Consider the following 14123-nt stretch of genomic DNA (forward strand, 5'->3'; position numbering starts at 1 on the left):
TCCGACAGGAGGCCGTCCACACCCTCCCGGTCGGTGGTGTGGTCGTCCGCGAAACGACGGTCACCCGTCGCGTCCGGCACGTACTTCACACAGACGACGATCCTCAAGCTCATGAGCGGTTCTCCTGTCACGGGTGCACGGATGCACTGGATCCATGGCCTCAGGTCAGGCCGAGGGTACTGAGTGCCAAGCCTGGCTCGGTCGCGACCCGCGCGCCGCGAGCACCACCTGGACCGGCGTACCGTGTCGGCTCTCTTCGACTGGTGTCAGAGGCTCCATCGAAAGAATACGGCACTCAGTACCCCTGGTAAAGGCACTCAGTACCCTTCCCGGTGTCCCGGGGCGCGCGGGCCGTCCTCCTGCGCCGCGCCGCCCAGGGCGACGGCGGCCTCCCCGGTGTGGACGCGGAAGGTGAGGGACTCCTGCAGGTACAACCGGATCGTTTCGGCGTCGTGCGAGAGGTAGCCGACCGAGACGTCCTGGCCGAGGAGCAGTTCGAAGTCGCCGCCCCGGGTGGAGAGCAGGAAGGCGCCCTCGATGGCGGGGGCCCAGATGATGTCGCCGTCGAGGAGGCGGGCCAGGTGGTTGTGCACGGGGTAGCCGTGGTCGCTGGTCTCGTTGACGGCGGTGAAGGCGGCGGCTCCGAGCAGCAGGGAGTACGGCCCGCCGACGCCGGCCAGCCGCAGGGCGGTGAGGGCGCGGCTGACCGCCTCGGGGTACTCCCGGACGTCCTCGGGGAGCGGGACCGGCGGGTTGCCGGAGGCGGCCCGGATGCCCTCGATGGAGGCGGCGCCGTAGCCCTCGAACACGGCCCGGTCCTCGGCGAGGGCGAGGGTGCGGGCGGCGTCCTTGACCGGCTGCCAGTCGGAGTCCCGGGAGCCGCGTTCGACGTCGTCCACCGCCGCGCGGGCGACGGTGAAGGGGACCCGCAGTTCGACCACCGGGAGGCTGGCCCGGGCGTGCGCCCGGACGCCGGCGAGCGGCGGTTCGATGCCGGCCAGGTGGCCGGTGCCGACGGCGGCGAGGCCGGCACCCGCGGGGCCGGTCAGGTCGACCACCCGGCGGCCGGCGATGTGCAGCGTGAAGGTCTGGCGGGCCTCCTCCTCGATCTCCGCCCAGGCCGGGGCGGAGACCGGGGCGAGGTCCCGGTGGAGGTTGTTCATGCGCGGGGTCCTGTTCCGGGCGGCTGTCAGGGGGTCTGCTTGAGGCTGCCGATGCCCAGCGAGCCGTCTGCGGCGGGTGCGGGCGCGACGGCAACGGCGGGTGCGGCGGTGCCCGGCGCCGGCGGCGGGGAGTCGAGGAAGTCGGCGGTCGGGACGAAGAACAGCGAGCCGGTGACGGCCGTCGAGAAGTCGAGCAGCCGGTCGGTGGTGCCGGGCGGGTCGCCGACGAACATGTTGCGCAGCATCTGCTCGGTCACCCCGGGGTCGCGCGCGTAGCCGATGAAGTAGGTGCCGGACTCGCCGCCGTCCGTGAAGGAGCCGAAGGGCATGTTGCGGCGGACGATCTTCCGCTCCTCGCCGTCCGGTCCGGTGATCACGGTGAGCGCGACGTGCGAGTCGGCGGGTTTGACGGCGTCGGCCAGCTCGATGTCGGTGAGCTTGGTGCGGCCGACCGCGCCCTCCTGCTCCTCGACGCTGAGCGCGTTCCAGCGGTCCAGCCGGTGCAGGTACTTCTGCACGATGACGTAGCTGCCGCCGGCGAAGCCCGGGTCCTCCGCGCCGACCAGCGCGGCGCTCGCGGCGGCCGGGCCCTCGGGGTTCTCGGTGCCGTCCACGAAGCCGAGCAGGTCCCGGTCGTCGAAGTAGCGGAAGCCGTGGACGGAGTCGACCACGGCGGCCGCCCCGGCGAGCCGGTCGGTGAGCTGCCCGGCCAGCTCGAAGCAGAGGTCCGCCCGCTCGGCCCGCAGGTGCAGCAGCAGGTCACCGGGGGTGGCCGGGGCCCGGTGGCGGGGGCCGGCCACCTCCCGGAAGGGGTGCAGGGCGGCCGGCCGGGGGCCGGCGAAGAGGCGGTCCCACAGTGCCGAGCCGATGCCGGTGACGCAGGTGAGGCCGCCCTCGGGGGCCCGGAAACCGACCGCGCGGCGCAGTCCGGCGAGGTCGGGCAGCAGCGCGCGGACGGCGCCCTCGCCGCCGGGCCCGACGGTGAGCACCAGGAAGATCGCCGCGCCGGTCAGCGGCGAGAGCACGGCCTGCGGTTCGGGCCGGGACTGCGGTTCGGGCTGCATGTCGTGGTCCTCCTCGGGGCACCGGGTTCAGAACGCCGTGCCGACGATCGGATGGACCAACAGCAATCTGATCACGGGGATGATTACATCGCAGAGCGGACGATTCGGCGCGGCCTGTCACGCATCCGAACGACCCCGCCGGGCGCGCCCCGGAACACGCCGAAGGGGCGGATGCGCCGCACCCGCCCCTTCCGGTCGTGGTGGTTCAGACCCGCAGGGCCGCCAGCTGCTGTGCGAACGGCACCACCCGCTCGGGCACCGCCGGCGCCGCCGGGCCCCGGCCGGACAGCAGCGCCGCCAGCTCGCCCGCCGCGCGGTCGATCCGGCGCGGCAGCCCGTCGGTGAGCCCGTCCCCGGCCGCGCCCCAGTCGTCGGTGGCCGCGTAGACGGCCGTCGGCAGCACCACCGCGCGCAGGTAGCCGAACAGCGGGCGGACGGCGTGCTCCAGGGCGAGCGAGTGCCGGGGCGTGCCGCCGGTGGCGGCGATCAGCACCGGCTTGCCGGTCAGCGCGTCGTTGTCGACCACGTCGAAGAAGGACTTGAACAGGCCGCTGTAGGAGGCCGTGAAGATCGGCGTCACCGCGATCAGCCCGTCCGCCGCCGTGACCGCCTCGATCGCCTCGCGCAGCGCGGCGCCGGGGAAGCCGGTCACGAAGTTGTTCGCGATCTCCACGGCCAGGTCGCGCAGTTCGACCACGGTGACGTCCACCTCCCGCCCCTCCAGGGCGAGTCGGCGCACGGTCGCGTCGGCGAGCCGGTCCGCCAGCAGCCGCGTCGAGGACGGCTTGCTCAGCCCGGCGCTCACCACCACCAGCTTGTACGCGGTCACTTGGAGGCCTCCACCTTCTGCTCGTCGGCCGTCTCGCCGGCCTTCGCGTCGCGGGCCGCGACCAGCGCGGCGTGGGTCGGCCCGTCCGGTACCTGCGCCGGGCGGCCCTTGGCGAACTCCTCGCGCAGCACCGGCACGACCTCCTCGCCGAGCAGGTCCAGCTGCTCCAGCACGGTCTTCAGCGGCAGGCCGGCGTGGTCCATCAGGAACAGCTGGCGCTGGTAGTCGCCGAAGGTCTCGCGGAAGGTCAGCGTCTTCTCGATGACCTCCTGCGGGCTGCCGACGGTCAGCGGGGTCTGCTCGGTGAACTCCTCCAGCGAGGGCCCGTGCCCGTACACCGGCGCGTTGTCGAAGTACGGACGGAACTCGCGCACCGCGTCCTGGGAGTTCTTCCGCATGAACACCTGCCCGCCGAGGCCGACGACCGCCTGCTCGGGCGTGCCGTGGCCGTAGTGGGCGTAGCGCTCGCGGTAGAGGTTCACCAGCTTCCGGAAGTGCTCCTTGGGCCAGAAGATGTTGTTGGCGAAGAAGCCGTCCCCGTAGTAGGCGGCCTGCTCGGCGATCTCGGGGCTGCGGATCGAGCCGTGCCAGACGAACGGCGGGACGTCGTCCAGCGGGCGCGGGGTGGCGGTGAAGCCCTGCAGCGGGGTGCGGAAGCGGCCCTGCCAGTCGACGACCTCCTCGCGCCACAGCTGGTGCAGCAGCGCGTAGTTCTCGACCGCGAGCGGGATGCCCTGGCGGATGTCCTGGCCGAACCACGGGTAGACCGGGCCGGTGTTGCCCCGGCCCATCATGACGTCCACCCGGCCCTCGGCCAGGTGTTGCAGCATCGCGAAGTCCTCCGCGATCTTCACCGGGTCGTTGGTGGTGATCAGGGTCGTCGAGGTGGAGAGGATGATGCGGTCGGTCTGCGCGGCGATGTAGCCGAGCATGGTCGTCGGGGAGGACGGGACGAACGGCGGGTTGTGGTGCTCGCCGGTCGCGAAGACGTCCAGGCCGACCTCCTCGGCCTTGCGGGCGATCGCCACCATGGCCTTGATCCGCTCGTGCTCGCTCGGGGTGCGGCCGGTGGTGGGGTCGGTCGTCACGTCGCCGACGGAGAAGATTCCGAACTGCATGCTGATCACCACGTCCCAGGTAGTCCAACTTTCAACCACCTTAGCAGCCGAGTGGGGATGGTTATTCCCGCCCACAATGGAAGGGAGGCGGGGCGTCGGCGATCGGCGGGGACTCCGGAAAGGGCGGCGGACGATGGCGCCGTACATCGCGGTGAGCGCGCTGAGCCACCAGGGCCTGGTGCGGGAGCACAACGAGGACAGCCTCACGGCCGGCCCGTGGACGCTCTGCGCCACGGTGACCAGCAACCCGCAGACCCTGCTGTTCCCACTCGGCCCGCCCTGCGTGGTCGCGGTGGCCGACGGCCTGGGCGGCCACCCCGGCGGCGAGGTGGCCAGCGCCCTGGTCGCCCGTCGGCTCGCCGCCGCCGGGGACGCCCTGGACGACGAGGAGGCCGTCCGGGAGGAGCTGCAGGAGTGCAACCGGGCCGTCTACGCGGCCGCCGGCGGAGAGCCGGAGCTCGCCGCGATGGGCACCACCGTCGCCGGGCTGGTGCTGCTGCCCGAGCAGGTGGTGGTCTTCAACGTCGGCGACAGCCGGGTCTACCGGATCACCGGGGACGGGCTGCGCCGGGTGAGCGTGGACGACAGTCCGCCGCTGCCGCCCGGACGGCGCACCACCTCGATGGTCACCCAGACCCTGGGCGGCTCGCTCGGGCTCACCTTCGTCGAACCGCACGTCCGGGTCGCCCCGCTGGCGCCCGGCGACCGCTACCTGGTCTGCAGCGACGGCCTGACCGACCCGGTGCCCGAGGAGGAGCTGTCCGAGCTGCTGGCCCGCTCCTACGACGGGGCCGAACGGTCCGACGGCAAGGCCGCGTTCGAGCTGTGGAAGGCGGCGATCGAGGCCGGCGGGCCGGACAACATCACCCTGGCCCTGGTGCGCCTCGGCGCGTAACGGGTGCGCGCGGAAGCGGCGCGCAGCGGGTGCGCGCGGAACGGGGACTCGGGACGCGAGCCCGGGACGCGAGCGGGAACGGACCCGCCCCGGCGGGGCGCCGAAGCGCTCCGCCGGGGCGGTCACCTGTCGTCCGTTCGCCGTGTCCGGCTCACATGTCGCTCGTGACGGTCACCCCGCTGAAGCCCTGCTGGGCGTAGAGGCTGAAGTAGACGTAGCCGGCCGGCGGATCGGTCACGGTCAGCGTCTCGGAGTTGTCCGGGCCCGCCGAGCGCGTGGCGTAGCTGTCGGTGTACGCCCAGCTCGCCGGGTTGTAGTAGAGGTCGCCGTTGCCGGTGCCGCCGCTGGTGGTGATCTTCACCTGCTTGGTGCCGGCCGGCACCAGCAGGTAGAAGTGCGCGTAGTTGCCCGTGGTGGCGGCGACGTTGCTGCGGGCGCAGCCGGCGCCCAGCTGCCGGGTGTCGGCCGCGGTGCACTCCGGCGCCTGCGGGACGGTCGGGACGGTGGCGCAGGCGCCGTTCGCGCACGCGGTCAGCCAGCTGTCGAAGCCGGCGTCGTAGCGGGTGCCGATGGTGGTCTTCAGCAGGGTCCGGGCGCCGGCCCAGTCCCCCACCCGGTACTTGGCGAGGAGCGCGTCCATGTCGGGGCGGTGCTGCTCCAGCATGTAGCGCACGGCGAGGTATCCCCAGCGGTAGACCCGGTCCTGGTCGCCGTAGGCGGTGTCGAAGAGGTCGCTCAGCTTGTAGGTGTGCCGGGCGGCGGCCGCGATGGCGGCGTCGTTGCTCACCTTCCGGTACGAGTAGGAGACGTACTCGGCGAAGCCCTCGACCCACCAGACGGTCGGGGTGGTCATGCCGGCGTTGAAGTCGCCGTACATGTCGAACCGGCCGTCGAGGTAGTGGGTGTACTCGTGGTTGAGGTTCCAGATCTCGAAGGACGGGCGGGCCCACTCGGCCTCGTAGCAGAGGAAGCGCGGCTGGTTGCCGGCCTTCGCCGGGTCGCCCTCCAGGTACATCCCGCCGTTGTTGGTGTCGATGCCGTAGATGGCGGCGGCCAGCACCTGGTAGTCGAGCGAGGAGTGGAAGACCACGACCTCGATCGTGCTGTTGCCGTCGTCCTTGACCGGGCCGTTGTCCCTGACCACCGCGTGGAAGTACGCGTCCTGGCCGGTCAGGCTCGTGCAGGCGGTGCCCAGTTGGGTGGTGTCCAGCGCCTGCGCGATCAGCTTGATGCTCGGGCTGCAGGTGTAGTTCACCGTCAGCACACCGGACTTGAGCCGGTCGGCGGCGTTGCAGGTGCCGTAGTACGCGCAGTTGCCGGCGTCGTAGTAGCCGACCCCCTCGGCGACCGCGGCCCACTGGAAGACGGTGCGGCCGCCCGGCGCGGACCGCGCGACGAGGTCCCTGGCGAGCGGACGGACCTTGGCCTGGAGGGCGGTGTCCTTCAGGAAGCGGGTCAGCTCCTTGGTCGCGTTGTAGACCAGCACGCCGTAGTCGCCGCCGAGCAGGCCGTTGTTGCGGGTCGCGAACGCGGAGAGGGTGTCCAGGACGCTCGGGTCGGCCTCGACGGCCGCGTCGAAGCCGGGTACCTGGTGGCCGCGGAACAGCACGGTGAACACCGGGTTCACCGACCAGGCCAGGCCGGCCGGGTTCCAGGTGGCGCTGTCGTAGTCGGTCAACAGCCGCTTGACCACCGGGAGGTAGCGGATGTTCTCCTGCGCGCTGTCGATCAGGGTGACGGCCTCGCCGAGGATCGGGGCGTTGCCCGCGGCGACGTCGCGCGAGTGCGCGCTGCCGAAGAACGCGTCCAGACCGGAGCGGATCGCCGTCTGCAGGGCGGTGCCGTACGTGCCGACGTCGGCCGGGTGGTACCACTGCGCGAAGTAGCCGGCGCGCAGGAAGAGCACCAACTGCTCGACGGAGGTGGAGTTGTCGCCCGGGTAGCCGCCCGCCGCGTCGCGCAGCGCGTACGCCACCGTGGTCATCTGCTCCTCGCGGAAAGCGCCGCGCGCGTCGCCGCCGGTGAGCTGGAAGAGGCTGTTGATGCACTGGATGTCGGCGGCCTTGACGTGCTGGACCAGGTCGCTGCCGGTCCGGCCGGTGAAGTCGGCGGTGTTGCAGGCCTGTTCGGCCGCCGCGGACAGACTGCGGGCCTGCGCGGTCGGCCGGGCCGCGGCCGGCCGGGTGTCCAGCGGCAGCGGGGCGCGCTGGTCGGCGGAGGCCGACTGCCGTTCGCCGACGCCGCGTTCGGGGGCACCGCGCTCGGGGGTGCCGGTGCCGGTGGCGGGCTGCGGGGCCGCTCCGGCGGAGGTGGCGGCGGGCGCGCCACCGGGGGTGGCGGGGGCGGCGGCGGGCGCGGCCTGGCTCTGCGGCGCGAACAGGCCGACCGCCAGGAAGAGGGACAGGAACAGCGTCAACAATCGTGCCGGCTGCGCGAATCGCAGCAGACGTGAAGGACTCACGTGGGGGCCTCCGGGCCGTCGTCGGCCGCGGTTGGGGCGCGGCCGGTGGGGGGGGGCGAGGACCGTTGGTGGCGGCGCCGCGTGGGGCGGTTCCGCCAGGAACACGGTGGGGAGTGTGACATGTACCATGGCACACATCACATGGCCTTGGGAAGCCTGCGTACTGTGCGCAGTTCGCGGGGAAAACGCGTGGAGGCCGTGGTGACGGTTCGTCACCACGGCCTCCAGGAGGGCCGGTTGTCGTCTCGGCGCTACTTGCGCAGCAGCAGGATCACGCCCGCCGTCACGAGGCCGACCACGACGGCGGCCACGCCGTACGCCAGGCGGTGCGCCCGCACCACCGGCAGGAAACGGTCCACCGCGTAGCGGCCCGGACCGGTCAGCGCGAGCGCGGCGGCGCCGGCCGTCAGCAGCAGCTCGTACTCGCTGCCCTTCGGGGCGAAGAAGCCGCCGCCCCAGGTGACGGCGATCGCGTTGACCATGGTGCCGACGATCGCGGCGCCCGCCAGCGGGGTCAACAGGCCGACGGCGAGGGCGAGTCCGCCCAGCGTCTCGGTGAGACCGGCCACCACGGCCATGGTGTTGCCGGCCGGATAGCCGCTCATGGTGAAGAACTGACCGGTGCCGTCGATCCCGCCGCCGCCGAACCAGCCGAACAGCTTCTGGCTGCCGTGCGCGGCCATGGTCAGACCGAGGACGAGGCGCAGGAGCAGGAGTCCGGCGTCGTAGGCGTGCGGGGAGGCCGCTGCGGGGCCGGAGGTCTCCCGGGCCGGGCGGACGGTGGGGCTGGTGGGACTGGTGGCGGCGGTCGTGCTCGGGCTGCTGCTCGGCATGCGCGTCTCCATCGATCGGGGTCGGTCGGTCGCCGCCGGCCGGGGCCGGCGCGCGTGGGGTGTACTGAGGCGGCGGGCGGGGATCGCCCCGGACAGGGGTCGTCACCCCGGGCGCATTGTTCAAATTTGAACCTGCCGCTCTTCGACCGTACCTCGAAGTTCGAATTTGAACAACTGACGGTCCGTGAACGACTCGCGGCCCCTGCCCCGGCCGGGGCAGGGTGGAGGCATGTCCCCACGCAGGCAACACCAGCGGGCCGCCCGCACCGGCACCCCGTACCCCGAGGCCCTGACCGCCTTCGACGAACGCGTCCGACTGATCGCCCCCGGCCAGTGGGACTCCCCCACCCCGTGCACCGACTGGTCGGTCCGGGACCTGGTCAACCACCTCACCGGCGAGCAGCTCTGGGTGCCCGACCTGCTGATGGGGGCCACCATCGGCGAGGTCGGCAGCCGCTTCGACGGCGACGTGCTCGGCGCGGACCCGGTCGCCGCCTGGACGGACGCCGCCGAGGCCGCCCGACGGGCCTGGGCCGTCCCCGGTGCCGCCGACCTGACCGTCCACCTCTCCTTCGGCGACGTCTCCGGCCAGTACTACCTGGACCAGCTCACCACCGACCTGGTCATCCACACCTGGGACCTCGCCGAGGGCATCGGGCGGCGCACCCGGCTCCCGGCGGAACTCGTCGACTTCGCGCTCGGCGAGATCTCCGGCTACGGCGACCTCTCCGGCAGCGGGCTCTTCGACCCGCCGCTGCCGACGCCCGAGGACGCCGACCCGCAGACCCGGCTGCTCGCGCTCACCGGTCGGCGGGACGGAGGGTGAACCGGCCGCCCGCCCAGGAGGGTGACCGGGCGCCCACCGGACACCGGCGACCACGGCGGGGGTTCGCCGGGCCGGTCACGGCGGGGGTTCGCCGGGCCGGGCCCCCGGCCGAACGGGCGCGGCGCCGGATACTGGAAGGTACGGGGGCCATTTCCGTGCGAGAGGCGGGCGCGCCATGAGCCGCAGGCCGGACATCCTCGGCGAGTTCACCGCCGACCACCGGGCGGTCACCGAGCTGCTCGACGCGATCGAGGCCGCCTCGGCCGACGGCGCCGACCGCGGCGAGCTGGTCACCAGGCTCACCGACCTGCTGTTCGCCCACTGCGCCGCCGAGGAGGAGCACCTCTTCCCGGTCGTGCAGCACGACGTGCCCGACGGCGGGACGCTGGTGTTCAACTGCATCCACGACCACCTGGCGATCGGGCAGTACCTCGCCGACCTGCAGGCGCTCCGCCCGAGTGACCCGGCCTTCGACACCCTGCTGCGCGGCCTCGGCGACACCCTGCGGCGCCACCTGCGCGGCGAGGAGAAACAGCTCTTCCCCGCCGCCCGCAAGGCCCTGCCCGCCGCCGCCCGCGCCGCGCTCGGCGAGCGGCTGCGCGCGGAGCGCGCGGCGCTGGGGACGGCCGACTGATCAGGGGCCGGAGGCGGTCAGGCCCCGCGGCGATCAAGGGCTGCGCGGCGATCAAGGCTGCGCGGTGATCCGGGCCAGGCGGTGACCGGGGGCTCCGCGCTCGGTCAGGGCTTCGCGCCGATCACCGCGAACCGGGCCCCCTCGCGGTCCCGCAGCCGGGCCACCCGCCCGTACGGGGAGTCGAAGGCCGGGCCCAGCGTGGCGCCGCCCAGCTCGACCGCCCGGGCCAGCGCCCGGTCGGTGTCCGGGACGGCGAAGGACACCTCCCAGTGCGGCGGCATCCCGGCCGGGCCGCTCGCCTGCTCCCTGGCCAGCGCCGCGACGCTGTTCCCCTCGGCCCGCAGCACCACCCGGTCGTGCTCCCAGCGGACCTCGAAGCGCTCCGGGTCGCGGCCGTCCCAGCGGAACACCTCGCCATAGAACAGCGCCGCCGCGAACGGGTCGGGCGTCCGCAGCTCGATCCAGACCGGGGCCCCGGGCAGCTCCAGCTTCCGCGCCCGCCCGAGCGGGGCCTCCCAGATGCCGAACACCGCGCCCGCCGGGTCCGCCGCGAAGGCCACCCGCCCGGCGTCGAAGGCCAGCGGGCCGATCGCGAGCGTCGCGCCGCGCTCCCGCACCGCGTCGGCGGCCGCGTCGGCGCTCTCCGTCCCGAAGTAGCTGGTCCAGGCGAGCGGGATCGCCCCCTCGCCCGCGACACCGAGTCCGGCCACCGCCTCCCCGTCGACCACCGCGTGCGCGTACGGCCCGAAGCGGTCCGGGACGGCCTCGAACTCCCAGCCGAGCAGCGGCCCGTAGAACTCCTTGGCCCCCTCCAGATCCCGGGCCATCAGGCTCACCCAGCACGGAACGGCCGCCACACAACGCACCCTGGCGGTCTCACCGCTGCTCATCGCGGACCTCCTCGCCCACCCGGCCGCCGGGCCCCTCCCGACTCCCGCGGCCCACCGGCCGCCCGGGACGCCCACAGCCTAGGCCGCCACCCCTGACACCCCGGGGACGCCATGCCCGGGATCAGCGCACCCAGTTCTTCAGCGGCTCGGTGTCCAGGGAGATGCCGACCGGCTCGGGGAGCCGGACGGCCTTGCCGAACGGAACGATCCGGACGCTCTCGTAGCGGACGCCGTCGGGCTGGCTGTGGACGACGACCTCGGCGGAGTCCCGGTCGATGAGCAGATAGATGGGGATGCCGGTTTCCGCGTACGCACGAGGCTTCTCGACGCGGTCGCGACGGTCGGTGTCGGAGTCGTAGGACGTGACTTCCACGACCATCAACGCCCCATCGGCGTTCGCCCACTCACCTTGACTGCCGAAGGTTCCGCTGGGCGCGAGCGTGCCGTCGGGGCGTGCATGGCCGCCGCGGTAGGTCTGGATCTTCAGCCCCTGGTCGTACAGCCACAGCTCCGGACGGGACTGGATGCAGATCCGCATCAGCCACTCGATGATCAGGCCGTGGTCGCCGTCCGGCACGGGCTTGACCCCCAGCTTCCCGTTGATGAACTCCGGCCGGATGCCGTCGGCGGTCCGGGCCAGGAGATGAGCGAGATCCTCGAACTCCTCGGGCAGCATCTGCGGGCGGTCGGAGAGCGCGGTCATGGGCTTTGCTCCTTCGCCTGGACACCCCCGCTGTCAACGATCACAACGGCGGGTGGTTACGGGGCCATCTCGTTCGACCATAGCGAACCCGACCCCTACGATCGGAGATGTGACGCAGGTCACACCAGGGGAGGAAATTCCGGGGACAGATTCCCCGTTTTCGAGTACGTTGGCAGAAGCGGGGAGATTTTCCCCGGTATCCTGGAGGAGCAGTCGTCGTGACCACCGCCGCCGTTGAGTCGGTCCGTCCCGCGGGGAGCGCCCGTACGCCCAAGTTGCGTGCGGATGCGAGCCGGAACCGGGAGCGGATCGTGCTGGCGGCCCGGGACGCGTTCGTCGAGCACGGTGCGGATGCGCCGCTGGACGAGATCGCGAAGCGGGCGGGGGTCGGCAATGCCACTCTCTACCGGAACTTCCCGGACCGGATGGCGCTGATCCACGAGGTGGCGGTCTTCGTCAAGAACCGCGTCCTGGCTCTCGCGGAGACGGCGACCGTGGAGGTGGAAGCCGCTGACGGCGGCGGCCCGTTCGACGCTCTGCAGCGGTTCGTGCACGCGACCGTGGCGGAGAAGATCGGCGGCCTCTGCACGCTGTTCAGCAGCCATGTCGACCCGCACGAACCGGAGTTGGCCGAGATCCGGGAGCGCCTGCAGTCCGCCGTCGGCGGGTTGATGGCACGCGCCCGGGCCGCGGGCGAGCTCCGGCCGGACGTCGACCACGGTGACCTGTTCATCGCGATGAGCCAGCTGACCCGGCCGCTGCCGAACACCTCCTGCCGGCTGCTCGACGAGTTCGTGCACCGGCACCTGCAGATCTTCCTGGACGGCCTGCGCACGCCGGTCCGTTCGACCCTGCCCGGCCGGGCCGCGACCTTCGAGGACTTCCAGCCCCGGAACTGACCGACGCACCACACCTGATCCGAACCTGATCCACGCCTGATCCGACCCGCACACCCGATCCGACCGGCGGCACCGGGCGGCCCGCGCTCCTGAGCGGGACCGCCGCGGCCTGCCCCCGCGCGCTCCGAGCACCTCTCCCCGTACGGCGACCTGCCGTTCCCGTACGGCAGTCGACCGTTCACGCACACCACGCACCGTGAAGTGAGTACCCCCATGTCCCGAACCGACGCCCGCCCGGCGACACTGCCCGATCCCCGGCGCTGGAAGGCGCTGATATTCATCGGCCTCGCCCAGCTGATGGTCGTGCTGGACGCGACCATCGTGAACATCGCCCTCCCGTCCGCACAGCGGGACCTGGGCATCTCCGACGGCAACCGCCAGTGGGTGATCACCGCCTACGCGCTGGCCTTCGGCGGCCTGCTGCTGTTCGGCGGCCGGATCGCGGACCTGTGGGGCCGCAAGCGGACCTTCATCGTCGGCCTGACCGGCTTCGCCCTCGCCTCCGCGCTCGGCGGCGCCGCGGCCAACACCGCGATGCTGCTCGGCGCCCGCGCCCTGCAGGGCGTGTTCGGCGCGCTGCTCGCTCCGGCCGCACTGTCGCTGCTCGCGGTGACCTTCACCGAGGCCAAGGAACGCGCCAAGGCGTTCGGCATCTACGGTGCGATCGCCGGTGGCGGTGGCGCCATCGGTCTGATCCTCGGCGGTCTGCTGACCGAGTACATGAACTGGCGCTGGACCTTCTTCGTCAACATCCCGTTCGCCATCGTGGCCGCCGCGGGCGCCGTCATGGTGATCAGCGAGCCCGCCGAGGGCCGCAACCGCAACAAGCTGGACGTCCCCGGCGTGCTGCTGGTGACCACCGGCCTGGTCTCCCTGGTCTACGGCTTCACCCGGGCCGAGTCCGACGGCTGGGCGTCCGGCAGCACCCTGGGCCTGTTCGCCGCGGCCGCCGTGCTGCTGTTCGCCTTCGTGCTGGTGGAGCTCAAGGTCAAGGCCCCGCTGCTGCCGCTGCGCGTGGTGCTGGACCGCAACCGCGGCGGGGTGTACCTGTCGCTGGGCATGGCCGTGATCGGCATGTTCGGTCTGTTCCTCTTCCTGACCTACTACCTGCAGATCGTGCTCGGCTACAGCCCGGTGCTGACCGGTGTGGCCTTCCTGCCGATGGTGGCCGGCATGATCACCGGCTCGACCCAGATCGGCGCCCGGCTGATGACCCGGGTCCCGGCGCGCTACCTGATGGCGCCCGGCTTCCTGGTCGCCTCGGTCGGCATGTTCCTGCTGACCCACATCGGCCTGGACACCTCCTACCCGGCGCTGATCCTGCCCGGCCTGGTCCTGATGGGCCTCGGCATGGGTACCGCGTTCATGCCGGCCATGAGCCTCGCCACGTACGGCGTCCAGCCGCGCGACGCGGGCGTGGCCTCCGCGATGGTCAACACCTCGCAGCAGGTCGGCGGCGCCATCGGCACCGCGCTGCTGAACACCATCGCGGCCAGCGCCACCACCACGTGGCTGGCCTCGCACATGACCGCCGCGGCCGCCGCCTCCCCGGAGGCCGCCAAGGCGCTGCAGTTCCAGGGCATGGTGCACGGCTTCTCGACCGCGATCTGGGTGTCCTTCGGGATCCTGGTGGCCGCCGCCGCGGTCGCCTTCACCTTCATCAACGCCGGCCGTCCCGGCGCGGCCTCGGGTGCGGGCTCCGGCGCGGACGCCGCGGAGAACGACGCGGTGCCGGTGCTGGTGCACTGACGCCCAGGGGTTGCTCGGGTGCGTACGCGGCCCGTCCGGTGTCTCACGGCACCGGGCGG

13 protein-coding genes and 1 pseudogene are annotated in these 14123 nt (G+C 72.6%); 5 read left to right on the plus strand and 9 right to left on the minus strand.

Annotated elements, in window-relative coordinates; translation table 11 throughout:
* The 5 genes and pseudogenes from AB0Q99_RS23830 to AB0Q99_RS23850 all read right to left on the minus strand — a co-directional run.
* Positions 1–113: pseudogene (locus tag AB0Q99_RS23830) on the minus strand (electron transfer flavoprotein subunit beta); the annotation flags it as partial.
* Positions 114–317: 204 nt separating this feature from the next.
* A complete protein-coding gene (locus AB0Q99_RS23835; protein ID WP_363574936.1) occupies positions 318–1163 on the minus strand; it encodes a family 1 encapsulin nanocompartment shell protein in 846 nt (281 codons plus the stop codon).
* A 26-nt stretch (positions 1164–1189) separates the two neighbouring features.
* Positions 1190–2227 (minus strand): Dyp-type peroxidase, encoded by a 1038-nt coding sequence (locus AB0Q99_RS23840; RefSeq protein ID WP_363574938.1) that lies wholly within the window; start codon positions 2225–2227, stop codon positions 1190–1192.
* Between the two features lie 205 nt (positions 2228–2432).
* Positions 2433–3056, minus strand: a complete 624-nt coding sequence (locus AB0Q99_RS23845) for an FMN reductase (RefSeq protein ID WP_363574940.1) — start codon at positions 3054–3056, stop codon at positions 2433–2435.
* Positions 3053–4174, minus strand: a complete 1122-nt coding sequence (locus AB0Q99_RS23850; RefSeq protein ID WP_363574941.1) for an LLM class flavin-dependent oxidoreductase — start codon at positions 4172–4174, stop codon at positions 3053–3055. Before AB0Q99_RS23850 ends, AB0Q99_RS23845 begins: the two co-directional genes overlap by 4 nt.
* 133 nt (positions 4175–4307) lie before the next feature.
* On the opposite strand from AB0Q99_RS23850, the gene AB0Q99_RS23855 reads away from it, so the two are divergent.
* A complete protein-coding gene (locus tag AB0Q99_RS23855; protein ID WP_363574942.1) occupies positions 4308–5069 on the plus strand; it encodes a protein phosphatase 2C domain-containing protein in 762 nt (253 codons plus the stop codon).
* Positions 5070–5220: 151 nt separating this feature from the next.
* Here the strand turns inward: AB0Q99_RS23855 and AB0Q99_RS23860 are convergent, their stop codons facing one another.
* Together AB0Q99_RS23860 and AB0Q99_RS23865 are read right to left on the minus strand one after the other, a co-directional pair.
* Entirely contained in the window at positions 5221–7530 is a 2310-nt protein-coding gene (locus tag AB0Q99_RS23860) for a M9 family metallopeptidase (protein WP_363574944.1), read from the minus strand.
* Positions 7531–7781: 251 nt separating this feature from the next.
* Complete coding sequence (locus AB0Q99_RS23865) at positions 7782–8363, minus strand: DoxX family protein (RefSeq protein ID WP_363574946.1); 582 nt, start codon at positions 8361–8363, stop codon at positions 7782–7784.
* Between the two features lie 229 nt (positions 8364–8592).
* Here AB0Q99_RS23865 and AB0Q99_RS23870 point away from each other — a divergent pair, with 229 nt between their 5' ends.
* Positions 8593–9189, plus strand: a complete 597-nt coding sequence (locus AB0Q99_RS23870) for a TIGR03086 family metal-binding protein (protein WP_363574948.1) — start codon at positions 8593–8595, stop codon at positions 9187–9189.
* A 175-nt stretch (positions 9190–9364) separates the two neighbouring features.
* Positions 9365–9823 carry a hemerythrin domain-containing protein gene (locus AB0Q99_RS23875; protein ID WP_363574950.1) on the plus strand — a complete coding sequence of 153 codons (459 nt, stop codon included), beginning with the start codon at positions 9365–9367 and terminating at the stop codon, positions 9821–9823.
* A gap of 104 nt (positions 9824–9927) precedes the next feature.
* Here the strand turns inward: AB0Q99_RS23875 and AB0Q99_RS23880 are convergent, their stop codons facing one another.
* Positions 9928–10713, minus strand: coding sequence for a VOC family protein (locus AB0Q99_RS23880; RefSeq protein WP_363574952.1), 786 nt, complete (start codon positions 10711–10713; stop codon positions 9928–9930).
* A 121-nt stretch (positions 10714–10834) separates the two neighbouring features.
* Positions 10835–11416, minus strand: coding sequence for a Uma2 family endonuclease (locus AB0Q99_RS23885; protein ID WP_363574954.1), 582 nt, complete (start codon positions 11414–11416; stop codon positions 10835–10837).
* Positions 11417–11634: 218 nt separating this feature from the next.
* Here AB0Q99_RS23885 and AB0Q99_RS23890 point away from each other — a divergent pair, with 218 nt between their 5' ends.
* Both AB0Q99_RS23890 and AB0Q99_RS23895 read left to right on the plus strand, forming a co-directional pair.
* Positions 11635–12315, plus strand: a complete 681-nt coding sequence (locus AB0Q99_RS23890; RefSeq protein ID WP_363574955.1) for a TetR/AcrR family transcriptional regulator — start codon at positions 11635–11637, stop codon at positions 12313–12315.
* Between the two features lie 213 nt (positions 12316–12528).
* Complete coding sequence (locus AB0Q99_RS23895) at positions 12529–14064, plus strand: MFS transporter (RefSeq protein ID WP_363574957.1); 1536 nt, start codon at positions 12529–12531, stop codon at positions 14062–14064.
* Positions 14065–14123: the final 59 nt, after the last annotated feature.

Origin of the sequence: Kitasatospora sp. NPDC086791, assembly GCF_040685975.1 — a bacterium.
Classification (GTDB): domain Bacteria; phylum Actinomycetota; class Actinomycetes; order Streptomycetales; family Streptomycetaceae; genus Kitasatospora.

Coding starts and splice junctions, on each gene's coding strand:
- AB0Q99_RS23835 (WP_363574936.1), bottom strand. CDS start 1,163: ATGAACAACCTCCACCGGGACCTCGCCCCGGTCTCCGCCCCGGCCTGG.
- AB0Q99_RS23840 (WP_363574938.1), bottom strand. CDS start 2,227: ATGCAGCCCGAACCGCAGTCCCGGCCCGAACCGCAGGCCGTGCTCTCG.
- AB0Q99_RS23850 (WP_363574941.1), bottom strand. CDS start 4,174: ATGCAGTTCGGAATCTTCTCCGTCGGCGACGTGACGACCGACCCCACC.
- AB0Q99_RS23855 (WP_363574942.1), top strand. CDS start 4,308: ATGGCGCCGTACATCGCGGTGAGCGCGCTGAGCCACCAGGGCCTGGTG.
- AB0Q99_RS23865 (WP_363574946.1), bottom strand. CDS start 8,363: ATGCCGAGCAGCAGCCCGAGCACGACCGCCGCCACCAGTCCCACCAGC.
- AB0Q99_RS23870 (WP_363574948.1), top strand. CDS start 8,593: ATGTCCCCACGCAGGCAACACCAGCGGGCCGCCCGCACCGGCACCCCG.
- AB0Q99_RS23875 (WP_363574950.1), top strand. CDS start 9,365: ATGAGCCGCAGGCCGGACATCCTCGGCGAGTTCACCGCCGACCACCGG.
- AB0Q99_RS23880 (WP_363574952.1), bottom strand. CDS start 10,713: ATGAGCAGCGGTGAGACCGCCAGGGTGCGTTGTGTGGCGGCCGTTCCG.
- AB0Q99_RS23885 (WP_363574954.1), bottom strand. CDS start 11,416: ATGACCGCGCTCTCCGACCGCCCGCAGATGCTGCCCGAGGAGTTCGAG.
- AB0Q99_RS23895 (WP_363574957.1), top strand. CDS start 12,529: ATGTCCCGAACCGACGCCCGCCCGGCGACACTGCCCGATCCCCGGCGC.